Genomic DNA, 21,162 nt, shown 5'->3' with positions numbered 1-21,162 from the left:
GGGAACTCGACCTACACAGTTACGAGGAGTGACGCGCCGTGGCCCCTACCAGGCACGCAGTGCTCGCCCTGCTCCCGGCGCTCGCGCTGGCGATGACGGCGTGCGCTACCAAGGTCAACACCGGCTCGCAGGACAGCGGGTCCGGCATCACCCTGGTCAAGAGCGGCAAGCTGGTCACCTGCACGCACCTTTCCTACAAGCCGTTCCAGTACAGCGAGGGCGACAAGACCGTCGGCTTCGACGTCGACCTGGTGGACCTGGTCGCCGCGGAGCTGAACGTCGAACAGGAAATCTTCGACACGCCGTTCGAGACCATCACCTCCGGCGAGGTCTTCAACACCAACAAGTGCGACCTCGCGGCGGCCGGCATGACCATCAAGCCCGACCGAGCGGAGGTCATCGACTTCTCCGAGCCGTACTTCGACGCCCAGCAGGCGCTGCTGGTGAAGAAGGACTCCCCGGTCAAGGGTCTCACGGACCTGCGGGACAAGAAGATCGGCGTCCAACTGGAGACCACGGGCGAGATCTACGCCAACGAGAAGGCCGCCGAGTTCGGCTACACGGTCGTGCAGTTCGAGGACCTGCCGCTGATGGAGACCGCCGTCCGGACCGGCGCGGTGGACGCGGCGATCAACGACAACGGCGTGCTGCTGGACTACGCCAAGGAGTTCCCCGACACCGCGGTGGTCGCCGAGTTCGACACCGAGGAGCAGTACGGGATCGGCCTGAAGAAGGGCAACACCGCCCTCAAGGCGAAGGTCGACGAGGTGCTCAAGAAGGCCCGGGACAGCGGCAAGTACGACGAGCTGTACGAGAAGTGGTTCGGCAAGAAGCCGGAGAAGAAGTAGTCGGCTGACGCGGGGCCGGCACCCGACACGGGGCCGGCCCCGCCCCTTGTCCCCACTCCCCGCGAGGAATCCACATGGCACTCTCCAAGCGACAGCGCGCGAAGGTGTTCCGCGTCGGCCAGTACGCGCTGCTGGTCGTGGTCATCGCCGTCCTGGCGCTGGTCGCCGACTGGGGCGAGATCAAGCGCGCGTTCTTCAACCTGGACATCGCGGCGTCGATGTTCCCCGGCGTCATCACGGTGGCGCTGAAGAACACGATCGTCTACACCGCGCTGGGTTTCGCGTTCGGCCTCGTGCTCGGCCTGGTGCTGGCGCTGATGAAGCTGTCGTCGGTCGCGCCCTACCGGTGGCTGGCCACGATCTACATCGAGTTCTTCCGCGGCGTGCCCGCGCTGCTGGTGTTCATCGCGCTCAGCTTCGGCGTGCCGCTGGCGTTCCAGATCCAGTTCGACATCTACTCCACGGTGATGCTGGCGCTGGGCATCGTCGGCGCGGCGTACATGGCGGAGACGATCCGCGCGGGCATCCAGGCGGTGCCCAAGGGCCAGGTCGAGGCGGCCCGGTCGCTGGGCATGTCGCACAGCCGCACGCTGCTCACGGTGGTGATCCCGCAGGCGTTCCGGATCATCCTGCCGCCGCTGACCAACGAGCTGATCCTGCTCACCAAGGACTCGTCGCTGATCTACATCATCGGCTTGGCGCGCGAGCAGTACGAGCTGACCAAGTTCGGCCGCGAGACGCTGAGCCGGTCGCCGTCGTTGACCCCGATCCTGGTGGTGGGCCTGTGCTACCTGATCATCACGCTGCCGCTGGGCCACCTGTCGCGCCACCTGGAGCGGCGGACGGGCGGACGGAAGATCAGCACGCCGGAATCGACGGGGGTGTAGTGCGATGACCGCAGTTCCCGAGGTCCCCGACGACCTCGCCGTGCGGATCACGGGCCTGAAGAAGTCGTTCGGGGCGCTGGAGGTGCTCAAGGGCATCGACGTCTCCGTCCGGCGCGGCGACGTGGTGTGCGTCATCGGGCCGTCCGGCTCGGGCAAGTCCACGCTGCTGCGGTGCGTGAACCTGCTGGAGGAGCCGACCGACGGCCGGATCACCGTCAACGGCGTCGAGCTGACCGACCCGGACGTCGACATCGACCGGGCGCGGACCGGCATCGGGATGGTGTTCCAGGGGTTCAACCTGTTCTCCCACCTCAACGTGCTGAACAACCTGACGGTCGCGCAGCGCAAGGTGCTCAAGCGCCCGCCCGAGGAGGCGCAGCGGATCGCCCTGCGCAACCTGGAGCGGGTGGGCCTGTCGGAGAAGGCGAACGCCATGCCGGCGCAGCTGTCCGGCGGGCAGCAGCAGCGGGTGGCGATCGCGCGGGCGCTGTCCATGGACCCGTCGGTGATGCTGTTCGACGAGCCGACCTCGGCACTGGACCCGGAGCTGGTGGGCGACGTGCTGGGCGTGATGCGGCAGCTCGCCGACGAGGGCATGACGATGCTCGTGGTGACGCACGAGATGCAGTTCGCCCGGGAGGTGGCCGACCGGGTGCTGTTCATGGACGGCGGGTACGTGGTGGAGGAGGGCCCGGCGGCGCAGGTCATCGGCGAGCCGCGGCACGAGCGGACCCGGTCGTTCCTGGCCCGCGTGCTCGACCCGACCCACCAGGGCCCCGCGGCCTGACGGCCGGGGACGGGGCCCGACGACGGGGCCCGACGACGGGGCCCGACGGCCGGCCGCGGCGCCGGCGGCGGAATCTTCCGCCGCCGGCGCCGCCGTCGTTCCGCCGGTTTTCCTTGCGGGTGGGCTGATCAACCCGCATTGTCGATCACATGACCGGGACGGGCGGGCAGGGGCTGGACGTGTTCGACCCCGATCCGCCGCGCGCCCACTGGATGCCCGCGGCGGAGGTGCTGCGGGGGTTGACCGAGGCCGACGGCGGGCGGCTGCTGCCCCGGCGCAGGCCGAACGCGACGCCGGTGGTCCGGGTGGCCGACAAGTTCCTGACCGGGCCGCTGGACCTGCGGGCGGTCGAGCTGAACTACCTGCTGGAGTTCGTGCGCTGCCGGTTCCAGGAGCCACCGGACCTGCGGCAGGCCAAGCTCGCCGGCGTGGAGTTCGCCGACTGCCGGCTGCCCGGCCTGTCGGCGCGCAACCTCGGCAGCGCCAACGAGGTCTCCCTGGCGGGCAGCACGGTCGAGGGGCTGGTGGACCTCACCGACGCCGACATCGCCGCGTCGCTGTCGCTGCGGGACTGCACCCTGCGCGTGCCGGGCGGGGTGGCCGTGCAGGCGGACCGGGTCAAGCTCGCGGGCGCGCTGCTGGCGCAGCGGGTGGTGGTGGCCGGCGAGCTGCGGCTGGCCAGCGCGCAGGTCGGCGGCTACTGCAACTTCGCGAACGCCGTGCTGGACAACCCGGCGGGCCACGCGGTGCAGGCCACCAACGCCCACGTCGGCGGCAGCCTGCTGCTGAACGACGCCGCGATCCGCGGCACGGTGCTGCTGGCCGGCGTGCGGGTCGAGTCGGAGCTGACGCTGCGCGGGGCCGCGCTGTCCGACGGCCGGGAGGACGAGGAGACCGCGCTCGACCCGCACGCGGACCCCACGTCCACCCTCGTGCTGGACCGCGGCGCGGTGACCGGCGACGTGCACCTGGACCGCGGCTTCGGCAGCGCGGGCACCGTCCGCATGGTCAACGCCTCGCTCGGCGGGACGCTCTCGCTGTCCGACGGCCGGTTCGACGCCCTCCAGGCGCCCGGCGGCACCGACCCGACCGGGCACGGGCGGGCGCTGCACCTGGACGGCGCGCAGGTCGGCGGCGACGTCATCGGCCGCCGGGCCCGGGTGCGCGGCCAGGTGCGGATGGTGGACCTGCGGGTGAAGGGCAGCCTGACGCTCGACGGGTCCGCGCTGGACAACCCGCGGGCGGACGCCGTGCTCGGCAACCGGTCGCAGGTCGGCAGCAACCTCACCCTGCGCGAGGTGGAGGTCGCGGGCGGGGTGGAGCTGCGCGGCGTGCACGTGGGCGCCAACCTCGACCTGCGCGGCAGCCGCGTCACCCGGCCCGGCCGCTACCGGCACATGCCGGCGGGCAAGCCGTCGCTGGACGTCGGCGGCGCGGTGATCGGCCGGGACCTGATCTGCGCGCGCGGCGCGAAGGAGTTCGTCGCGCACGGCGGCGTGCGGGCCCGCCGGGCGCAGGTGGGGCGGATGGCGACCTTCGCGGGCGCGGTGCTCGGCGACAAGCTCGACAGCCACGCGCTGAACCTGCTCGGGATGCAGGTGCAGGAGCTGGTGCTCACCCCGGTCAGCCCGCCGCGCGGCGACGTGACGCTGCGGCAGGTGCGCTGCACCTCGCTGGAGGACAACGAGGCGTTCTGGTCGGCCACCGGGTACATCGACCTGGAGGAGTTCCGCTACGACTCGCTGCGGCACCCGATCGACCTGCGCGACGACGAGGAGGTCGACCGCCGCCTGCGGTGGCTGCGGCAGGCCATGCGGCGCACCTACCGGCCGGGGCCCTACGACCAGTTCGCCGAGATGCTGCGGGCCAGCGGCACCGACGAGCACGCGGCGACCGTGCTGGTGGAGAAGCAGCGGCTGCGGTACCGGGCGGTGGCCGAGGGGCGGCGCTGGCTGCGCCCGCTGGTGCTGCTGTGGAGCTGGCTCCAGCGGTCCATGGTGGGCTACGGCTACCGGCCGGCGCGCGCGCTGGCGTGGCTGGTGGTGTCGTGGGTGCTGGGCAGCCTGTGGTTCACCACCGCCGGGCCGCTGGAGGTGATCAACTCCGACGACCGGCTGTCCTGGAACGCGTGGCTCTACACCATCGACCTGGTGGTGCCGATCGTCGACCTGGGCAACAAGAACCGGTGGCAGACCGGCGGCCCGTCGCAGTGGATCGCGGCGTCGCTGATCGTCACCGGGTGGGTGCTGGCGACGACGGTCGCGGCGGGCCTGACCCGGATGCTCAAGCGCTGACCGGGGCGCTCCGGCCCGGTCCCGCGCCGCTTCGCGATCGGCCGGGCACGGCTTAGGGTGCTGGTGTGACGGACCTGGTGCTGGCAGTGGACATCGGCGGCACCAAGATCGCCGGCGCGCTGGTGGACCGCGGCGGCGCGGTGCGGCGGGAGGTCCGGGTGGCGACGCCCACCGACCACCCCGAGCGGACGTGGCGGGCGGTGGTCGACGTCGTCGAGCAGGTGCTGCGGGGCGAGCCGGTCGCGGGCGTCGGCATCGCGTGCGCGGGGCCGGTGGACGCCGCGGCGGGCACCGCGAGCCCGATCAACGTCCCGGCGTGGCGCGGGTTCCCGCTGCGCGACCGGGTCTGCGAGCTGCTGCCCGGCGTGCCGGTGGAGCTGGCGGGCGACGGGGCGTGCATGGCCCTGGGCGAGCACTGGCTGGGCGCGGGCCGGGGCAGCCGGTTCATGGTCGGGCTGGTGGTGTCGACCGGGGTCGGCGGCGGGCTGGTGCTGGACGGGCGGCCGTTCGGCGGGCGCTCGGGCAACGCCGGGCACATCGGGCACGTCGTCGTGGAGCCGGGCGGCGAGCCCTGCTCGTGCGGCGGCCGGGGCTGCGCGGAGACCGTCGCGGGCGGGCCGCGCCTGGTGGCGTGGGCGCGGCGGCAGGGGTGGCAGGGCCCGGAGAACGCGGACGCGGCGCACCTCGCGGCGGCGGCGTCGGTCGGCGAGGAGCTGCCGAGGGCGGCGTTCGAGCGCGCCGGGCGCGCGGTGGGGCTGGCGATCGCGGCGGCGGCGGCGCTGTGCGACCTGGACCTGGCGGTGGTCGGCGGTGGTGTGGCGCAGGCGGGCGACCTGCTGCTGGGCCCGGTCCGCCGGACCGTCGCCGAGCACTGCGGGCTGTCCTACCTGGGCGGTCTGCGGGTGGAGCCGGCCCGGCTCGGCGGGCTCGCGGGGCTGGTCGGCGCGGCGGCGCTGGTGCTGCGGCCCGGGTGACCGCCGGGGCCCGGTCGGGCCGCCCGCCGGGGGGCGGCCCGACCGGGCCCGCGCCCACCGGGACGTACCGCGCGGCCGGTCCCGCCGGCCGCACCGCACCGGCCGCACCGCACCGCACCGGCCGCGCGACCGGTGCGGCGCGGCGCGTCAGTGCGCGGCGACCGGCTTGACCCGCTTGCTGTCCTCGTCCACGTGGTAGTCGTCGGCGGAGGTCTCGTCGGTGCCGTTGAAGACGCGCAGCTGCTTGGCGACCAGCGTCACGACGACGGCGACCAGCAGGTTGGCCACGACGGCGACCACGCCGACGTAGACCTGCACGGTCGAGCCGGCGAACGGCTGCCAGCCGAACAGCGACAGCTCGTCCAGCGCCAGCGCGGAACCGGCGAAGTGCGGGCGGCCCGCCGTGACGAGCTTGCCGGTGGCCTGGTCGCGCACGTCCGGCGTGCTGATGTGGTAGAGCAGCCACATGCCCCAGCCCATGCCGACGACCCACCCGGCGACCAGCCCGTAGACGTGGAACCACCTGGTGTACAGGGCGATCGCGACGGCGGGCAGCGTCTGGAGGATCATGACGCCGCCGATGAGCTGGAGGTCGATGGAGAACTGCGGGTCGATGAACACGATGAACGCGACCGCGCCGAACTTCACCACCAGCGAGGCGATCTTGGCCTGCTTCGCCTCCTGCTTCGGCGTTGCGCCCTTCTTCAGGTACTCCTTGTAGATGTTGCGGGTCCACAGGTTCGCCGCCGCGATGGACATGATGGCGGCGGGCACCAGGGCGCCGATCCCGATGGCCGCGAAGGCGATCCCCGCGAACCAGGCCGGGAACTCCGCGCCGAACAGCACCGGGATGATGGTGTTGGTGTCGCCGCGGCCGGTGGCCTGGTTGGTGATCGGCACGACGCCCGCGCTGATCGCCACGAAGCCCAGCATCGCCAGCAGGCCCAGCAGCAGCGAGTACGCGGGCAGGGCGACCATGTTGCGCTTGATGACGTTGCGGCCCCGCGAGGCGAGGATGCCGGTCAGCGAGTGCGGGTAGAGGAACAGCGCCAGCGCGGAGCCCAGCGCGAGCGTCGCGTACTGCAGCTGGTTGTTGCCGTTGAGCACGATGCCGTCGGACTTCTGCGGCGACGCGTCGTACTTCGCCTGCGCGGTGTCGAAGATGGCGCCCCAGCCGCCGAACTTGGCGGGCAGGTAGACGACGGCGACCAGGATCACCAGGTAGATCAGGGTGTCCTTGACGAACGCGATCAGCGCCGGCGCGCGCAGGCCCGACTGGTAGGTGTACAGCGCGAGGATCACGAACGCGATCAGCAGCGGCAGGTGGCCGAGCACGCCGGCCCCGTTGAGCCCCATGGTGCGCAGCACGGCCTCCAGGCCGACCAGCTGCAGCGCGATGTAGGGCATGGTCGCGACGATGCCGGTGACCGCGATCAGCAGCGCCAGCCAGTGCGAGCCGTACCGGCCGCGCACGAAGTCGGCGGGTGTCACGTAGCCGTGCACGCGGGACACCGACCACATCCGCACCAGCGGCAGGAAGACGATCGGGTACAGGACCACCGTGTACGGCAGGGCGAAGAAGCCCGTCGCGCCCGCGCCGAACACCAGGGCGGGCACCGCGACGAACGTGTAGGCGGTGTAGAGGTCGCCGCCGACCAGGAACCAGGTGATCCACGAGCCGAACTTGCGGCCGCCCAGCCCCCACTCGTCGAGGTGGTCGAGCGTGGAGCCGGCCCGCCACCGCGCCGCGACGAACCCCAGCACGGTGACCAGGAGGAACAGCGCGCTGAAGACGATCAGTTCGGTCCACCGCATCTACTTCGCCCCCTCGTCCAGGTCGTCCACGCCGATCAGGTCCGGTCTGCCCCTGGTGACGGGCTCGTCCCTGGTCTTGACGTGGACGAGGCCGACGCACACGACGCCGACCGGCACCCAGGCGAACTGGAACCAGTAGAAGAACGGCAGCCCGAACAGCCGGGGTTCGTCGGAGTTGAACCACGGCGTGACGAGCATCAGCAGGGGAACGAGCAGCAGCAGGTTCCAGTTGCTCCAGCGCAGGCTGGGTGGTCGAGGCATCGGTGCCCTCCGTGTGGACCTGGTGACTGGGTGTCGCGCGATGCTAGGCCCGTAGGGGGAGGGTCGTCACCGGGTCCGGTGGTCCGTGGACCGGTGGCGTAGTTGAATCGTGACCCTTCCCCGCGCACCGCGCGGGCCGGTCACCCCGCGCCCGACCGGCGCGCCCTCGGCTCCGCGCACCCGGCCGGGCGGCGGTCGATCACCCGGGCGGGCCGCCGCACCCGTCGCAGTAGGCTGATCCCCGTGCGGCGCAGGCGGGCGGCGGTCGGGGTGCTCGGGTTGTCGCTCGCCCTGCTCACCGGCTGCACGGCGTCCGTCGCCGGCGTGCCGGACGCGGAGGTCGTCCGGCCCTCGATCCTGCCCCGCGCCGACGACCTGCCCGGGACCGGCCAGTGCACGGACGGCGCCCTGGGCGTGGTCGACTGCGCCCAGCCGCACGAGGGCGAGGTCGTCGGCATCGGCCAGTTCACCGGGATGGGCGGTGCCCACCCGGGTGAGCGCGACCTGCGCCGCCAGGCGCTGCCCGCCTGCCGGGCGGCGATGGCGGGCTACCTGGGCAGCGGCGACCACGACGCCACCCGGCTCCAGGCCAGGGTGCTCTGGCCCAGCCTCGACGGGTGGGCCAGGGGCGACCGCTGGCGGCTGTGCACGGTGGTCGAACTGGCCCCGGACGGACAGCGCCGCAAGCGCACCGGCCCGGTGAAGGACCTGCTCAAGGCCGCCGGGTTCGCCCAGGTGCAGCTGTGCGCGCAGCGCTCGCCCGCCGAGGAGGCCGACCCGGGCATCACCGCCTGCGACGGCCCGCACCTCGCCGAGGCCGTGCCGGGCGTGCTGGACCTGGGCGAGCCGGGCGAGCCGACGCCGTCCGGGGAGCAGGTCGACGCCCGCGCGGGGGAGCACTGCGCGACCGCCGTCGCCGGGTACGTCGGCGCGCGGCGGCAGGACGTGTTCGCCTCCTGGCGCGCGTTCGGCAGCCAAGCCTGGTCCGAGGGCTACACGACGGTCGTCTGCTACGCCGAGGCGACCCGCCCGTTCACCGGCCGGCTGTGGGGCCTGGGCACGCAGGACCTGCCGGCCTGACGGTCATCCACAGGGTCCACAGCCTGTGCACAGCTTCATCCACAACCTGTGGACAACTACTGCCGGCGCAGGCCGAGCACGATCAGCAGCACCCCCGCCCCGATCGGGACACCGCTGTCGAACACCGCCTTGAGCACGGGAAAGACCGGGAGCGCGCCCAGTTCGTAGGCCACGGCGGCGGCCACCGCCACGGAGCCGGCCGCCAGCGGCGCGGCTGGGGACAGCCGACCCGAGATCACCAGACCCACCACGAGGCCCGCCAGTCCCAGCAGCACCAGCCCGCGCGCCCGGTCGTCCACCAGCCGGTCGAGCCCGTGGCCCCACGCGAAGGCGGCGACGACCACCCCGGCCGCGCCCGCCACCGCGCCCAGCAGGCGCCACCACGGCGAGGCGCGCGGCTCCGGCGGCGGGCCGACCGGGTAGTACCGCACGATCCCGGTCTGCGGTCCGACCTGCGCGTCGCGGGGGCCGTCGAACTTCAGGCCCCCCAGGAAGTCGTCCCGCTGGGTCACCCCTCCTTGGTACCCGCCACCCCGGCCGGTGTCACCGAGGGTGATCAAAAAGAGACCCGGTGGACGTCATCGTCCACCGGGCCCCTGGTCGTGCGGGGTGGGCTCAGCCCAGGCGCTGCTTCAGCGACTCCAGCTCGTCGCGCAGCGAGGTCGGCACCTTGTCACCGATCTTGGCGAACCACTCCTCGATCATCGGGATCTCGGCGCGCCACTCGTCGGCGTCGAACCGCAGGGCGGCCTCGACGTCCTCGCGCGCCGCGTCCAGGTCCGTCAGGTCCAGCTCGTCGGCGGTCGGCACGTGCCCGATCGGCGTCTCCTGCGCGGCGGCCTTGCCCTCGATGCGCTCGATGGCCCACTTCAGCACGCGCGCGTTCTCGCCGAACCCGGGCCACAGGAAGCGCTTGTCCTCGCCCCGGCGGAACCAGTTGACGTAGAAGACCTTCGGCAGCTTGTCCGCGTCGGCCGACTTGCCGGTGTCGATCCAGTGCTGGAAGTAGTCGCCGGCGTGGTAGCCGATGAACGGCAGCATCGCCATCGGGTCGCGGCGCACGACGCCGACCTGGCCGACGGCGGCGGCGGTCGTCTCGCTGGACAGCGTGGCGCCCATGAACACGCCGTGCTGCCAGTCGCGCGACTCGGTGATCAGCGGGATCGTGGTGGCCCGGCGACCGCCGAAGAAGATCGCCGAGATCGGGACGCCGTTGGGGTCCTCCCACTCGGGCGCCTTGATGTCGCACTGCGCGATGGGCGTGCAGTAGCGCGAGTTCGGGTGCGAGGACAGCTCCTCGCTGTCCGGCGTCCAGTCCTGCTTCTTCCACGAGGTGAGGTGCGCGGGCGGCTCGCCCATGCCCTCCCACCACACGTCGCCGTCGTCGGTCAGCGCCACGTTGGTGAAGAGCGAGTTGCCCTTCTCGATGGTGCGCATGGCGTTCGGGTTGGTGTGGTAGTCCGTGCCGGGCGCGACGCCGAAGAAGCCGTTCTCCGGGTTGACCGCGTAGAGGCGGCCGTCCGCGCCGAAGCGCATCCACGCGATGTCGTCGCCGAGGGTCTCGACCTTCCAGCCGGGGATGGTCGGCTCCAGCATGGCGAGGTTGGTCTTGCCGCAGGCGCTCGGGAACGCGGCGGCGATGTAGTACGCCTTGCCCTCCGGCGAGGTGAGCTTGAGGATCAGCATGTGCTCGGCGAGCCAGCCCTCGTCGCGCGCCATCACCGAGGCGATGCGCAGCGAGTAGCACTTCTTGCCCAGCAGCGCGTTGCCGCCGTAGCCCGAGCCGAACGACCAGATCGTCCGCTCCTCGGGGAACTGGGTGATGTACTTGGTCTCGTTGCACGGCCACGCGACGTCGGCCTGGCCCGGCTCCAGCGGCGCGCCGATCGAGTGCAGCGCCTTGACGAAGTCGGCGTCCTCGCCGAACCGGTTGAGGGCCTTGGCGCCCATGCGGGTCATGATGTGCATCGAGACGACGACGTACTCGGAGTCGGTGATCTCCACGCCGAGCATGGGCTTCTCGGCGTCCAGCGGGCCCATGCAGAAGGGGATCACGTACATCGTGCGACCGCGCATCGAGCCGCGGTACAGCTCGGTCATGATCGCCTTCATCTCGGCGGGGTCCATCCAGTTGTTCGTGGGGCCGGCGTCGGCCTCGTCCACGGAACAGATGAACGTGCGCTCCTCCACCCGCGCCACGTCGGTGGGGTCCGAGGCGGCCCAGAACGAGTTGGGTTTCTTCTTCAGCGGGACGAAGGTTCCGGCGGCCACGAGCTTGGCGGTGAGGCGGTCCCACTCGTCCTGGGAACCGTCGGCCCAGACGACCTCGTCGGGGCAGGTCAGCTCGGCAACCTCGCGCACCCAGGAGAGCAGCCGCGCGTGGTTGGTCGGTGCCTGGTCGAGACCGGGAATGGTCACTGCCGTCATCTCGTCTCGTCTCCTAGCTGAGCGCCAGCCCACGGTGGACGCCGTTGTCCGGGTGGGACGTCCTCGGGAATGGCTCCGCCCGCCCCGGAGGAGGGCGTGCCGTTTAAGGGATAGACGGAGGTTAGCCGGGTTAATCCTCGGTAACGCACGTCTGACCTGTCGGCTCTCTCACAAAACCGATTCTGGAATCGATTCAGCACCCGATCATCACAAACCCCGCTGTGACCTGGGCTTTAGTGGGCGGAATGCAAGACCTGAGCGGTGCGTCGACCGCCACACGGCGAGGTTGCGACTTCGCAACGATGTGAGAGCGCTCTCATGGACGAGCGCAAGAATTGCGTGGAAAATGTCCGGATTTCACCGGGGCGCGCAGGCGTCGCGCACGGCCCGCACCGCCCGGTCCGGGTCGACGCCCAGGGCGCGCGCCTCGGCGGCGTACCGCTCGGCGGCGGCGGCGAGCGCGGCCGGGACGTCCGCCGCGGTGCTCGGCGGCGGCGCGGCGGCCACGACGGTGCCCCGGCGGCGCGCGGTGCTCAGGAGGCCGGCGGTCTCCAGCTCCCGGTAGACGCGCGCCACCGTCCCGGCGGACAGCCCGAGGTCGCGGGCCAGCTGGCGGATCGGCGGCAGGGCCGAGCCGGCCGGCAGCTCACCGGCCCGGATCAGGTGGACGAGCTGGTCGCGCACCTGCCGCCACGGCGCGACGCCGCTGTCCGGGTCGACGGAGATCCACGTCATCGGCGCGGCTCCGCGGCGGCGACGTAGGGCACGCGGCCCGAGGCGTTCGCCACCCAGATCCACCCCACGACGGCGACGAGCAGCAGCGCGACGTTGACCAGGCCCGAAGGCGGGACGAGGGCGAGCCAGCCGGGCCCGTCGCCCCGGCGGTGGGTGAGGCCGCTCAGCGTGACGAGCCGGTTGAAGGCGATGTTGACCATCCAAGCCTGCCAGGCCATGCCGATGCCGACGGCCACCCGCGCGCTGCGCGTCCGCAGCGCCGCGTCCGCCACCGGGTCGGCCACCGAGCCCCGCCGCACCGCCAAGCGGACGACCCCCAGCACGGCGGCCAGCCCGAGCACCGCCCCGACCAGCACCACGACCTCGACCGGCTGGGCGATCCCGGCGCGGTGCTCGTGGGTGTGCCCCTCCGCAGCCACCGCCCGCAACGCCCAGGACCGCGCGGTCAGCCCGACGCCGGCGAGCAGGGCGGCGGCGCCGGCGAACCCCAGCAGGAGCCCGATCGCCCACCGCGGCACCAGGTCGCGCCACCGCCGACGGGTCAGCGCCGCCACCCGGGGCCCGCGCACCGGCCGCAACGCCGCCACGGCTTCCGCGATCAGCAGGGCGACGATGACCGGCGCGAGGAAGTTGTCGGCCGGTTCCGGGAGGCGGAGCAGGGAGGAGATGCCGGCCCCGGCGGACGGGACGAGCAGGAAGAGCGGCGGGTAGAGCAGGCGCCGGTGGCGGAGGTAGCGGACGGCGTGCTCCGCCTGCGCCTCGGTGGGGTTCGCGACGCCCCAGGACCGGAGGAACCGGGCGGCGGCGGACCGGGTCGGCCAGAGGACGAGCAGGACCGCCAGCCCGATCAGCCCGTGTAACAGCGCCGTCCCCATGCCCTGCCCCCTTCTTTGTACCGACCCCTTGTTACAAAGGATCGCACAGCGGGGCGGGGTCAGGCGAGGGCGATGTCCGCCTCCACCCGGCGGACCGCCTCGTCCAGCGAAGCGCGGAACTCCGCGACAGCTCCCCGTCCAGCCCGAAGCGGAAGCCGTCCCCCGGCCCGAACACCCCAACCGGTCGCACCACCGGTCGAATCGGCCTGGTGAAGCACGGTCGGGGCTCCCTGGCGCACGAGGAGCCGGCCGAGCTGCTCGACTTCCACGGGGTGCCGGCCGAGGAGCGGGCTACCGTGTCTTCGCCCTGGCGACGGTGGATCGCGAGCGACAACCCCGTCGGGTCTACGTCGACCTACTACGATCAACCCCACGGTCTTGACCCGATGCGCAGGATGTTCAAGCAGGTCAAGGATTTGGCGTTGAGCGCCGAGGACACGCTCCCTGCTGATCAACAGGATCGAGGAGGGCAGGAGATGACCCACGACACCGGGTGGTTCAAGAGCAGCCGAAGCACGGCCGGCAGCAACGGCTGCGTGGAGGTGCGGTTGACCGACACCACCGCGTACATCCGCGACTCCAAGAACCCCACCGGACCGCAGTTCACCCTCACCACCCGGGCCTGGCACTCGTTCCTCGCCTCGACCGCCCGCCGCTAGACCACCAGCTCCCGCCGGCCGACGCACGAACCCGCAGCCCGAACGCAAAGCGACCGGCCGAAGAGGGACCACGACCCAAGGCGACCGGACCACCCGGCCTTGGACGTGCGGGTGTGCCGAACTCCGTGCCGGACAACCCGACGCTGGGCGGGGCTTGGTGGTGCTGGACTTCCCGCAGAGGGCTCCGGTGGCCTTCGTGTCGTCGCTGTACGGGGCGCACACCTACTACCATCAGCCTTCGGACGCCGAACCGATACGCCGGATCTTCGAGCGGGTCCGCCAGTTGGCGCTGAGCGCGGAGGACACCCGCTCCCTGCTGGTCGGAATGCCATGAGGAGTGGGGCTGTGGAACACGACACCGGTTGGTTCAAGAGCAGCCGAAGCACGGCCGGCAGCAACGGCTGCGTGGAGGTGCGGTTGACCGACACCACCGCGTACATCCGCGATTCCAAGAACCCCACCGGGCCGCAGTTCACCCTCACCACCCGGGCCTGGCACTCGTTCCTTGCCTCGGCCAGCCGCCGCTAGACCACCAGCTCCCGCCGGCCGACGCACGAACCCGCAGCGAGGAAGGTGGGCGGTCAGGCGAGGGCGATGTCCGCCTCGACCCGGCGGACCGCCTCGTCCAGCGAAGCGCGGAACTCCGCGATCAGCTCCCCGTCCAGCCCGAAGCAGAAGCCGTCCCCCGGCCCGAACACCTCGATCACACCTCGCGACACCTCGATCGAACACACCGCCGGCCCACCCCGATCGGTGGCACAGCGGACCAACCACTCACGACGCTCGGACGCCTCGTTGCCCACGATGAACTCCCTACCTGGTTGTATGTGATCGACCACAGTGCGTTATGTCTATGACTTTAGACTTCGGGCGAGCTGTGAGCGATAACCCGATGGAGTGGAGCGATCATGGGTACCGCGAGGCCGACTATCGAGCGCCTGCAACTCGGTCTCGCCCTCACCCGCCTCCGCACCGGCGCGAACCGGTCGCAAGGCGAAGCGGCGGAAGCGATCGGGCGCAGCGGTGGGCGGCTGAGCCAGGTCGAGAACGGCAAGGGTGGCCTCGGCCCGGATGAGCTGATCAAGTTGCTCGACTTCTACGGGGTGCGAGGGCCGGAGCGCGAGACGATCCTGGCGCTGGGGGCGGCGGCCCGACGGCGAGCGCCCAGGCGGGCGTACGTGGACAACCTGCCCGAGCCGTTCCAGCGGCTGAGCGAACTCCAAGCCGCCGCACGGGAAATCGACTGGTACGAGTGCGGCGTCATCCCGGGGCTGGTCCAGTCACCCGACTACGTCCGCGCGATCATGGCGCTGTCGAACTCGATCCACTGGGAAGACTCCGCGGAAGAGACCGGCGAGCGCATCGCCTACCGGCAGGAGCACCAGCGCCGGGTGCTGGAGGCGAGCGAACCCAAGGACATCAGCGTGGTGTTCACCGAGGACTCGCTGGACCACGTCATCGGCGGCCCTTCGGTCATGCGAGGTCAGGTGCTGCACCTGCTCCAACTGGCCGAGCGCCATCCGACGTTGAGCATCCGGATCGTGCCGACCACGGCGGTGGACAACCCGGCGCTCGGCGGTGGTCTGGTGGTGCTGAACTTCCCCCACGCGACACCGGTGACCTTTGCCGCGGTTCTGCACGGCCCGTACACCTTCTACGATCAGCCGAGGGACATCGAGCCGATGCAGCGACTGTTCCGACGCGTCGAAGAGCTGGCGTTGAGCCGTGATGACACCCGTGCGCTGCTGATCAACAGGATCGAGGAGGGCAGGAGATGACCCACGACACCGGGTGGTTCAAGAGCAGCCACAGTTCAGGCGGCAGCAACGGCTGCGTGGAGGTGCGGTTGACCGACACCACCGCGTACATCCGCGACTCCAAGAACCCCACCGGACCGCAGTTCACCCTCACCACCCGGGCCTGGCACTCGTTCCTCGCCTCGACCGCCCGCCGCTAGACCACCAGCTCCCGCCGGCCGACGCACGAACCCGCAGCCCGAACGCAAAGCGACCGGCCGAAGAGGGACCACGACCCAAGGCGACCGGACCACCGAAGTCCTGGACACAGCCGGGAACAGCACGCAACGCGCCCACATCGACGTCAACCCCACCGCGCCGGGGACGGCAGCCAACGCCACGCCCGGCAGCCAACCGCCCTCCCAGCGGTGTCAACCGGGGCGCCCCTGCCTCGGCGCCGACCCACCGGGAACCACGCGTATCGAACGCTTGTTCGACCTTCCACAGGTGTGGACAACCCTGTGGATCGAGGTGAATCCGGTGCGAGAGAACGCCACTCGGGATGACTCACAAGGGCGTGACAGCCCTGCAGAGCAGACCATCGGCCCGAGGCGGGCACGACCTCCGACGACTTCGCGGCCGACCGGAGCAAGCGGTCAGTTGGGGCTGATCCACTGGCCGGTCACGGAGTCGATGCGCACGACGCCCGACACCGTCACCTTCTCGCCGGACCCACCGGACCCACCGGACCCGCTGAAGCCGCCGGACTCACCGGCCCCCGAGGACTCCGAGCCCGCCCACACCTCGTCGCTGTCCAGCCCGGTGCGGCCGTCCGGCACGTACTTGCCGTTCTCGTCGATCCGCCCGCGCTCCACCTCGGTCCACTCGTCCTCGCCGGTGTGCCTGGACATCGTGACCTCGCCCTCGGCGGTGATCTCGGTCGCGAGGTCGGCCCGGCCGTCGCCGTCCGAGTCGGTGAACAGCCAGGTGTCGCCCTGCTCGTCCTTCACCACCGCCGTGTCGGCCCGGCCGTCGCCGTCGGTGTCCTCGGTGGCCGGCCCGACGTTCTGGTCCGCACCGCCGTCGACGTCCACCACGATCGACTTGGAGGCGCTGGTGCCGGTCTTCCGGTCGTCGTCGTCCGACGGGTCGACGGCGACCCACTCGCCGGAGCCCTCGTCGAAGCGCGCCTGCCCGACCAGTTCGCCGTCCTTGTCGAACGTGCTCATCAGGTCCGCGTCGCCGTCGCCGTCGGTGTCGCTGAACGCCAGGTGGCCACCGTCGTCGGTCTCGACCACGGCGCTCTCGTCGACGCCGTCGTCGTCCAGGTCGTACGTCGCCTCGGCGGTGTACTCCTCGTCCTCGACGGTGACCTTCAGCTCGCCGTCGGTAGCGCCTGTCTCATCGACGTACACCGGGTCCCCACCTCCTGCGCTCAAGTACCCGTAGGACTCACGTTATGCCGATTCGGTTCCCTCGCGGAACCCGCGTCACCCTTTGTCAGGACACGACTACCGCGGGCCGGTCCGGGCCTTCAGGCCCGGTCCCGGAGGGCGCGGATGCGGGCCAGCAGGTCGTCCACCTTCGCCCGCCCGGCCGTCAGCTCGGCCAGCCTGCGGGTGACCGCGCCCAGGGCCTTGGACCGCTCGCCCGCCCCCATCCGCAACGCCTTGTCGACCTCGCGCAGCTCGGCCTCGATGGCGTCCACGCGCTTGCCCAGCGCGTCGTCCAGCGCCAGCGACAGCTGCTGCTCCGCCTCGATCAGCTGCTCGGCCACCAGTTGGTCCACAGTGGACCGGGCGTCGGCGATCGCGTCCGACAGCCACTGCTTGAGGTGCTGCTTGTCGGCCGAGTGCTTGCGCGTGCGGGCCATCCACCAGCCCGCGCCCAGCCCGAGCACGATCGTCACCGGCAGCACGACCGGGTTGAGCGCGGCCACCCCCAGGCCCGCCAGCGGCATCGCGGCCAGCCGCCCGGCGCCCAGGCCGCCGGAGACGCCCATGAACACCAGCAGCTTGTCCTCGGCCGTCGGCGCGCGCTTCTCCGGCGGGCGCAGCACGATCGGCGGCGTCGCGCCGCGGGCGAACTGGCCCCGGATCACGGCCAGCTCCTCGGGCGGGAACAGGTCGGCCAGCGCCGCGTCGGCGACGCGCGAGAGCCGCACCGCCAGCCCGGCGCTGATCCGCCCGGACACGGCCTGGAGCGCGGCGTCCACCTGCTGCGGCAGCGCCGCGAGCTGCTCGCGGCCCGCCGCCTCGATCGCCGAGCGGAACCACGCCTGCACGTCGCGCATCTGCCGGCTGACCTCGTGGCCGCCCTCGACGCGCGCCCGCTGCACCTCGCCGCGCAGCCGCACCTGCCAGCTGCGGGTGGACGAGCGGCGCAGGGCGTTCAGCTCGTCGCGCCGCTCGCGCAGCGCCTCGGCCTCCTCCTCGCCGGCGGACAGCGCCCGCTTGTCGGCCTCGCCGCGCGCCACCAGCTCGTCCAGCACGGTCGCCAGGGCGCGCAGCGCGTTGGCCTCGCCGAGCATCGCGGCCCGGCCGACCACCAGCTCCTGCACCGCGGCCTGTAGCTCGCCGATGCCGGAGCGCTCGCGCAGCATGGCGGCGGCGTCCGGGTTGGGCGCCTTCGCGGCCAGCTCGAACACCCGCGACGACACCGGGTGGAACGTCGCGCCCGCGAACCTCGGCGCGTGCTCGGCCAGCAGCGCCCGGTCGGCTTCGAGCACCGCGCGCCAGCCCCGGTACTGGTCGACCTTGGTCAGCGCGAACACCACGGTCTCGACGCGCTCGCCCACCGAGGCCAGGAAGTCCAGCTCGCCGCGGGTGAACGGCGCGGACGCGTCGACCACGAACAGCAGGGCCGTGGCGGACGCCGCCGCCTCGGCCGCCAGCTCGCCGTGCGCGGCGTCCAGCCCGCCGACGCCCGGCGTGTCCACCACGGACAGCCGCTCCAGCAGCGGGATCGGGGCGTCGACCTCGACGTAGCGGGGCGGCAGCATCCCCTCGGGCAGCTCGTGCGCGGCCGACACCCAGTTGACCAGCTCCGAGCGGTCGAACGGCACCGGCGACACCGACCCCGGGTAGCAGGCGCGCGCCGCCCACTGCTCACCGTGCCGGAACACCAGGTAGGTCGCGGTGGCGACCTCGGCGTCCACCGGCGACAGGCCCGGTGTCGCGAGCAGGGCGTTGACCAGCGAGCTCTTGCCGCGGTTCGTCTCGCCCACGACGACGACCGACGCCGGGCCGCCGCGCCGGGTCTCCACGAACGCCGCCGCCCGCGGGTCGATGCCCCGCACCAGCGCGGTCAGGCGCTCCCGCGTCTGCCGGACGGTCTGCGGCAGGGTGCTCATCGGGTCGTGTACACGGTCACGATCGGCGCCCGCAGCGTCCGCCCCCGGTCCACGAACCCGACCACCTCGGTCTCGGCGACCAGGCCGGCCAGCGCCGGGTCGTCGGTCGGCACCGTGCCGCCCGCCTCGTGCACCGCCGGGTCGAACCGCTCGCCGTCCGGGCGCAGCGCCGTCACGCCGATCCCGGCCAGGCCCTCCTCCAGGCGCTCGACCACGCCGGAGCTGCGGGCGCGGTCCAGCGCGTACAGGCAGAGCTGCACCAGGGCGCGCCGCTCCGCCAGGGCCTGGTCCAGCAGCCCGCCCACGATGGTGTCCACGTCGGCATCCGACGCCTGCCGGTGCAGTTCCGTTCCGTCCGTCATCGCCGCCCCCGCAGTTGTTGCCAGATCAGGAAGTAAGCCCGGTGCACCACGTGCGCGACCCGGCTCTGCGCGGGGGTGGCGCCGAACGAGGCGAACGACCGCCACCAGCCCGCGCGCTCCAGGGCGTGCGCGACCAGCTCCTGCGGCGGCCGGCCCACCAGGCCCAGCTGCTCGGCCACGTCGGGGGACGTGCCGAACCGCAGCACCTCCTCGGCCAGGTCGGCCGGCATCGCCACCGCGCCGGACGCCACCAGGGTCAGCGCCTCCAGCAGCCGCAGCTGGTGGGCCTCGGGCTTGGCGAGCAGCACCTCGATGGCGTCGTGGACGCGCCGGCGCTCGTCCGGGTCGCCGGAGGCGGCGGCCAGCGCGGTGACCGAGGCGAGCGCGGCGGCGGCCTTGATCCCGTCCGCGCGCGACCGGAACACGGCGTTGAGCTTGCCGCGCACGCCGTCCAGGCCGGAGGAGTCCAGCAGCCTGCGGCGCAGCGCGCCCGCCGTGATCGCCGGCTCGGCGTCCAGCGCCGCCAGCGCGCAGCGGACGCCGTAGAGGTCCAGCTTCTCCAGCAGGCGGGTGCGCACGCCCACCGGGACGTCGCACTCCCAGGTGACGAACAGGTCCGCCGAGATCAGCATCGTCTCGCGGGTCGCCTCGTCCAGCTCGGCGAGCCGGCGCAGGGCGTCGGCGTCGGCGGAGGTGAAGCCGCCGGTCTCGACCGACTCGGCGACCAGGCCGATCACCGGCAGCACGTCGGCGACCCGCGGCTTGAGGGTGTGGGCCTGGCGCTCGGCCAGCAGCACCGCCGCCTTCCACGTGTCGCCGTCCGCGCCCTCGACGGTCTCGGCGGCGATCGTGTCGGCCTTGTTCAGCACCGCGATCGCGTTGACCGGGCCCGCCTCGCGGCTCGCGGTGGCGGCGGTGAACGCGGCCAGCGCCTGCTGGTCGTCGTGGCGCACGCCCTGGGTCACCACGTAGAGCACGGCCTCCGCGCCCGCCACGGCGTTGCGCGACACCGGGTCCAGCTCGGCCCCGAGCAGGGCCTCGGTGCGGGCCACCGACGCGGCGTCCAGCGAGCCGAGGCCGGGGGTGTCGATCACGGTCAGGTCGCGCAGCACGGCGTTGGTCAGGTACGCCTCGATGTGGGAGACCTCGTCCACGGCCACGCCCAGGTCGGCCGGGATGCTCCCGCCGGCGTCGAACGGCAGCACCTGCTTGCGCCCGTCGGTGAACACGACCTCGACCCGGTCCACCGTGCCGTACTGGAACCGGGTCACCAGGCGGGTGCACTCACCGACGTCGGTCGGCGCCACCCGGCGGCCGATCAGGGCGTTGACCAGGGTGGACTTGCCGGACTTGATCCGGCCCGCGACGGCGACCTGCAGCGGCGCGGACAGCCGGCGCAGCACCTCGCGGAAGCCCGCGGCGGTGCCCGGCGACACCTGCGCCCGCAGCCCGGCGCACAGGTCCGCCACGGCGGCCGAGAGCGGGCCGGGCAGCTGCGGGGCCGGGGCGGTCACGTCGGAGATGGTGCCACGCCGGGCCCGGCGGCGGTTTCGGAACACGGCCGCGGGGTATTCCACGGGCCGAGAGGGAGGTCACGTCATGGAACAGGGTTATGCCGTTTTCCTGCTGCTCGGCGTGGTGCTGGTGCTGATCGACGGCCAGTTGATCTACCGGAGCGGGCGGGCCTACATGAACCGCGCGTACGGCGACCCGGAGGCGGCCAAGTCCATGACCGCCCTCGCCACCGTGCTGTTCCACCTCGTGGTGCTGGGCCTGCTGGCGATCGTCTCGATCGTCCGGGTCGACACCGGCGACGCGGTGAAGGACGTGGTGCTCAAGCTCGGCCTCGTGCTGCTGCTGCTGGCCCTGGTGCACGGCGTGACCATGATGATCCTCGGCCGCATCCGGGACCGCCAGCTCCAGCAGCAGCTCGCCGACGAGATGGCCGAGGAGCACCGGCAGTTCGAGCGGGAGCACGCCGTGCCCCCGCAGGCGCCCCGCGCCGAGCCGCCCGTCGAGCCGGCCCGGACGCTGCCGTCGCAGATCAAGACGACCCGCTGAGGGGCCATC

At 72.4% G+C, this 21,162-nt stretch carries 23 protein-coding genes; 12 read left to right on the top strand and 11 right to left on the bottom strand.

What is annotated here, in order from left to right; all coding sequences use genetic code 11:
- The first annotated feature begins 92 nt into the window (after positions 1–92).
- From JOE68_RS15700 to JOE68_RS15680, 5 genes are all read left to right on the top strand, one after another.
- Complete coding sequence (locus JOE68_RS15700; protein WP_204846127.1) at positions 93–848, top strand: transporter substrate-binding domain-containing protein; 756 nt, start codon at positions 93–95, stop codon at positions 846–848.
- Positions 849–922: 74 nt separating this feature from the next.
- Entirely contained in the window at positions 923–1,735 is an 813-nt protein-coding gene (locus JOE68_RS15695; RefSeq protein WP_204843082.1) for an amino acid ABC transporter permease, read from the top strand.
- Positions 1,736–1,739: 4 nt separating this feature from the next.
- Positions 1,740–2,522 carry an amino acid ABC transporter ATP-binding protein gene (locus tag JOE68_RS15690; RefSeq protein ID WP_204843081.1) on the top strand — a complete coding sequence of 261 codons (783 nt, stop codon included), beginning with the start codon at positions 1,740–1,742 and terminating at the stop codon, positions 2,520–2,522.
- Between the two features lie 149 nt (positions 2,523–2,671).
- On the top strand, positions 2,672–4,816 hold the full coding sequence (locus tag JOE68_RS15685; protein WP_204843080.1) for a translocation/assembly module TamB domain-containing protein: 2,145 nt from the start codon (positions 2,672–2,674) through the stop codon (positions 4,814–4,816).
- 65 nt (positions 4,817–4,881) lie between these two features.
- Positions 4,882–5,790 (top strand): ROK family protein, encoded by a 909-nt coding sequence (locus JOE68_RS15680; RefSeq protein ID WP_204843079.1) that lies wholly within the window; start codon positions 4,882–4,884, stop codon positions 5,788–5,790.
- A 147-nt stretch (positions 5,791–5,937) separates the two neighbouring features.
- On the opposite strand, the gene mctP is transcribed toward JOE68_RS15680, so the two are convergent.
- Both mctP and JOE68_RS15670 read right to left on the bottom strand, forming a co-directional pair.
- Positions 5,938–7,605: a monocarboxylate uptake permease MctP gene (gene mctP, locus JOE68_RS15675; protein WP_204843078.1), complete on the bottom strand. Its 1,668-nt coding sequence runs from the start codon at positions 7,603–7,605 to the stop codon at positions 5,938–5,940.
- Complete coding sequence (locus JOE68_RS15670) at positions 7,606–7,866, bottom strand: DUF3311 domain-containing protein (RefSeq protein ID WP_204843077.1); 261 nt, start codon at positions 7,864–7,866, stop codon at positions 7,606–7,608.
- Between the two features lie 243 nt (positions 7,867–8,109).
- Here JOE68_RS15670 and JOE68_RS15665 point away from each other — a divergent pair, with 243 nt between their 5' ends.
- The gene (locus JOE68_RS15665; RefSeq protein WP_204843076.1) at positions 8,110–8,946 is read left to right on the top strand and encodes a septum formation family protein; all 837 of its coding nucleotides are present in this window, start codon (positions 8,110–8,112) and stop codon (positions 8,944–8,946) included.
- A gap of 56 nt (positions 8,947–9,002) precedes the next feature.
- Here the strand turns inward: JOE68_RS15665 and JOE68_RS15660 are convergent, their stop codons facing one another.
- From JOE68_RS15660 to JOE68_RS15645, 4 genes are all read right to left on the bottom strand, one after another.
- On the bottom strand, positions 9,003–9,458 hold the full coding sequence (locus tag JOE68_RS15660) for a hypothetical protein (protein ID WP_204843075.1): 456 nt from the start codon (positions 9,456–9,458) through the stop codon (positions 9,003–9,005).
- Between the two features lie 103 nt (positions 9,459–9,561).
- Positions 9,562–11,373 carry a phosphoenolpyruvate carboxykinase (GTP) gene (locus tag JOE68_RS15655; RefSeq protein WP_204843074.1) on the bottom strand — a complete coding sequence of 604 codons (1,812 nt, stop codon included), beginning with the start codon at positions 11,371–11,373 and terminating at the stop codon, positions 9,562–9,564.
- 357 nt (positions 11,374–11,730) lie between these two features.
- A complete protein-coding gene (locus tag JOE68_RS15650; RefSeq protein WP_204843073.1) occupies positions 11,731–12,108 on the bottom strand; it encodes a GntR family transcriptional regulator in 378 nt (125 codons plus the stop codon).
- On the bottom strand, positions 12,105–12,983 hold the full coding sequence (locus JOE68_RS15645; RefSeq protein WP_204843072.1) for a hypothetical protein: 879 nt from the start codon (positions 12,981–12,983) through the stop codon (positions 12,105–12,107). Before JOE68_RS15645 ends, JOE68_RS15650 begins: the two co-directional genes overlap by 4 nt.
- A 209-nt stretch (positions 12,984–13,192) precedes the next feature.
- Between JOE68_RS15645 and JOE68_RS32240 the strand changes: the two genes are divergently transcribed.
- The 3 genes from JOE68_RS32240 to JOE68_RS15630 all read left to right on the top strand — a co-directional run bounded on the left by JOE68_RS32240 (position 13,193) and on the right by JOE68_RS15630 (position 14,170).
- Positions 13,193–13,642, top strand: a complete 450-nt coding sequence (locus JOE68_RS32240) for a DUF397 domain-containing protein (protein WP_307819702.1) — start codon at positions 13,193–13,195, stop codon at positions 13,640–13,642.
- A 157-nt stretch (positions 13,643–13,799) separates the two neighbouring features.
- Entirely contained in the window at positions 13,800–13,976 is a 177-nt protein-coding gene (locus tag JOE68_RS15635) for a Scr1 family TA system antitoxin-like transcriptional regulator (protein ID WP_307820034.1), read from the top strand.
- 11 nt (positions 13,977–13,987) lie between these two features.
- Entirely contained in the window at positions 13,988–14,170 is a 183-nt protein-coding gene (locus tag JOE68_RS15630; RefSeq protein ID WP_346038879.1) for a DUF397 domain-containing protein, read from the top strand.
- A 53-nt stretch (positions 14,171–14,223) separates the two neighbouring features.
- Here the strand turns inward: JOE68_RS15630 and JOE68_RS31830 are convergent, their stop codons facing one another.
- Positions 14,224–14,349: a hypothetical protein gene (locus JOE68_RS31830; protein WP_275584724.1), complete on the bottom strand. Its 126-nt coding sequence runs from the start codon at positions 14,347–14,349 to the stop codon at positions 14,224–14,226.
- Positions 14,350–14,550: 201 nt separating this feature from the next.
- Here JOE68_RS31830 and JOE68_RS15625 point away from each other — a divergent pair, with 201 nt between their 5' ends.
- Entirely contained in the window at positions 14,551–15,420 is an 870-nt protein-coding gene (locus JOE68_RS15625) for a helix-turn-helix domain-containing protein (protein WP_204843069.1), read from the top strand.
- The gene (locus tag JOE68_RS15620; RefSeq protein WP_204843068.1) at positions 15,417–15,599 is read left to right on the top strand and encodes a DUF397 domain-containing protein; all 183 of its coding nucleotides are present in this window, start codon (positions 15,417–15,419) and stop codon (positions 15,597–15,599) included. The genes JOE68_RS15625 and JOE68_RS15620 overlap by 4 nt, the downstream gene beginning before the upstream one ends.
- Before the next feature lie 435 nt (positions 15,600–16,034).
- Here the strand turns inward: JOE68_RS15620 and JOE68_RS15615 are convergent, their stop codons facing one another.
- From JOE68_RS15615 to JOE68_RS15600, 4 genes are all read right to left on the bottom strand, one after another.
- Positions 16,035–16,793, bottom strand: a complete 759-nt coding sequence (locus JOE68_RS15615) for a hypothetical protein (protein WP_204843067.1) — start codon at positions 16,791–16,793, stop codon at positions 16,035–16,037.
- 119 nt (positions 16,794–16,912) lie between these two features.
- Positions 16,913–18,730, bottom strand: coding sequence for a dynamin family protein (locus JOE68_RS15610; RefSeq protein WP_204843066.1), 1,818 nt, complete (start codon positions 18,728–18,730; stop codon positions 16,913–16,915).
- On the bottom strand, positions 18,727–19,092 hold the full coding sequence (gene grpE / locus JOE68_RS15605) for a nucleotide exchange factor GrpE (RefSeq protein ID WP_204843065.1): 366 nt from the start codon (positions 19,090–19,092) through the stop codon (positions 18,727–18,729). Before grpE ends, JOE68_RS15610 begins: the two co-directional genes overlap by 4 nt.
- A complete protein-coding gene (locus JOE68_RS15600) occupies positions 19,089–20,606 on the bottom strand; it encodes a dynamin family protein (protein ID WP_204843064.1) in 1,518 nt (505 codons plus the stop codon). The genes grpE and JOE68_RS15600 overlap by 4 nt, the downstream gene beginning before the upstream one ends.
- An 85-nt stretch (positions 20,607–20,691) precedes the next feature.
- Here JOE68_RS15600 and JOE68_RS15595 point away from each other — a divergent pair, with 85 nt between their 5' ends.
- Positions 20,692–21,153 carry a hypothetical protein gene (locus JOE68_RS15595; protein ID WP_204843063.1) on the top strand — a complete coding sequence of 154 codons (462 nt, stop codon included), beginning with the start codon at positions 20,692–20,694 and terminating at the stop codon, positions 21,151–21,153.
- Positions 21,154–21,162: the final 9 nt, after the last annotated feature.

Origin of the sequence: Saccharothrix algeriensis (assembly GCF_016907655.1) — a bacterium.
Taxonomy (GTDB): domain Bacteria; phylum Actinomycetota; class Actinomycetes; order Mycobacteriales; family Pseudonocardiaceae; genus Actinosynnema; species Actinosynnema algeriense.
The sequence above is the reverse complement of the archived record's forward strand: the minus strand, read 5'-3'. Positions and strand labels throughout refer to the sequence as shown.

Coding starts and splice junctions, on each gene's coding strand:
- JOE68_RS15700 (WP_204846127.1), top strand. CDS start 93: ATGACGGCGTGCGCTACCAAGGTCAACACCGGCTCGCAGGACAGCGGG.
- JOE68_RS15695 (WP_204843082.1), top strand. CDS start 923: ATGGCACTCTCCAAGCGACAGCGCGCGAAGGTGTTCCGCGTCGGCCAG.
- JOE68_RS15690 (WP_204843081.1), top strand. CDS start 1,740: ATGACCGCAGTTCCCGAGGTCCCCGACGACCTCGCCGTGCGGATCACG.
- JOE68_RS15685 (WP_204843080.1), top strand. CDS start 2,672: ATGACCGGGACGGGCGGGCAGGGGCTGGACGTGTTCGACCCCGATCCG.
- mctP (WP_204843078.1), bottom strand. CDS start 7,605: ATGCGGTGGACCGAACTGATCGTCTTCAGCGCGCTGTTCCTCCTGGTC.
- JOE68_RS15670 (WP_204843077.1), bottom strand. CDS start 7,866: ATGCCTCGACCACCCAGCCTGCGCTGGAGCAACTGGAACCTGCTGCTG.
- JOE68_RS15655 (WP_204843074.1), bottom strand. CDS start 11,373: ATGACGGCAGTGACCATTCCCGGTCTCGACCAGGCACCGACCAACCAC.
- JOE68_RS15650 (WP_204843073.1), bottom strand. CDS start 12,108: ATGACGTGGATCTCCGTCGACCCGGACAGCGGCGTCGCGCCGTGGCGG.
- JOE68_RS15645 (WP_204843072.1), bottom strand. CDS start 12,983: ATGGGGACGGCGCTGTTACACGGGCTGATCGGGCTGGCGGTCCTGCTC.
- JOE68_RS15625 (WP_204843069.1), top strand. CDS start 14,551: ATGGGTACCGCGAGGCCGACTATCGAGCGCCTGCAACTCGGTCTCGCC.
- JOE68_RS15620 (WP_204843068.1), top strand. CDS start 15,417: ATGACCCACGACACCGGGTGGTTCAAGAGCAGCCACAGTTCAGGCGGC.
- JOE68_RS15610 (WP_204843066.1), bottom strand. CDS start 18,730: ATGAGCACCCTGCCGCAGACCGTCCGGCAGACGCGGGAGCGCCTGACC.
- grpE (WP_204843065.1), bottom strand. CDS start 19,092: ATGACGGACGGAACGGAACTGCACCGGCAGGCGTCGGATGCCGACGTG.
- JOE68_RS15595 (WP_204843063.1), top strand. CDS start 20,692: ATGGAACAGGGTTATGCCGTTTTCCTGCTGCTCGGCGTGGTGCTGGTG.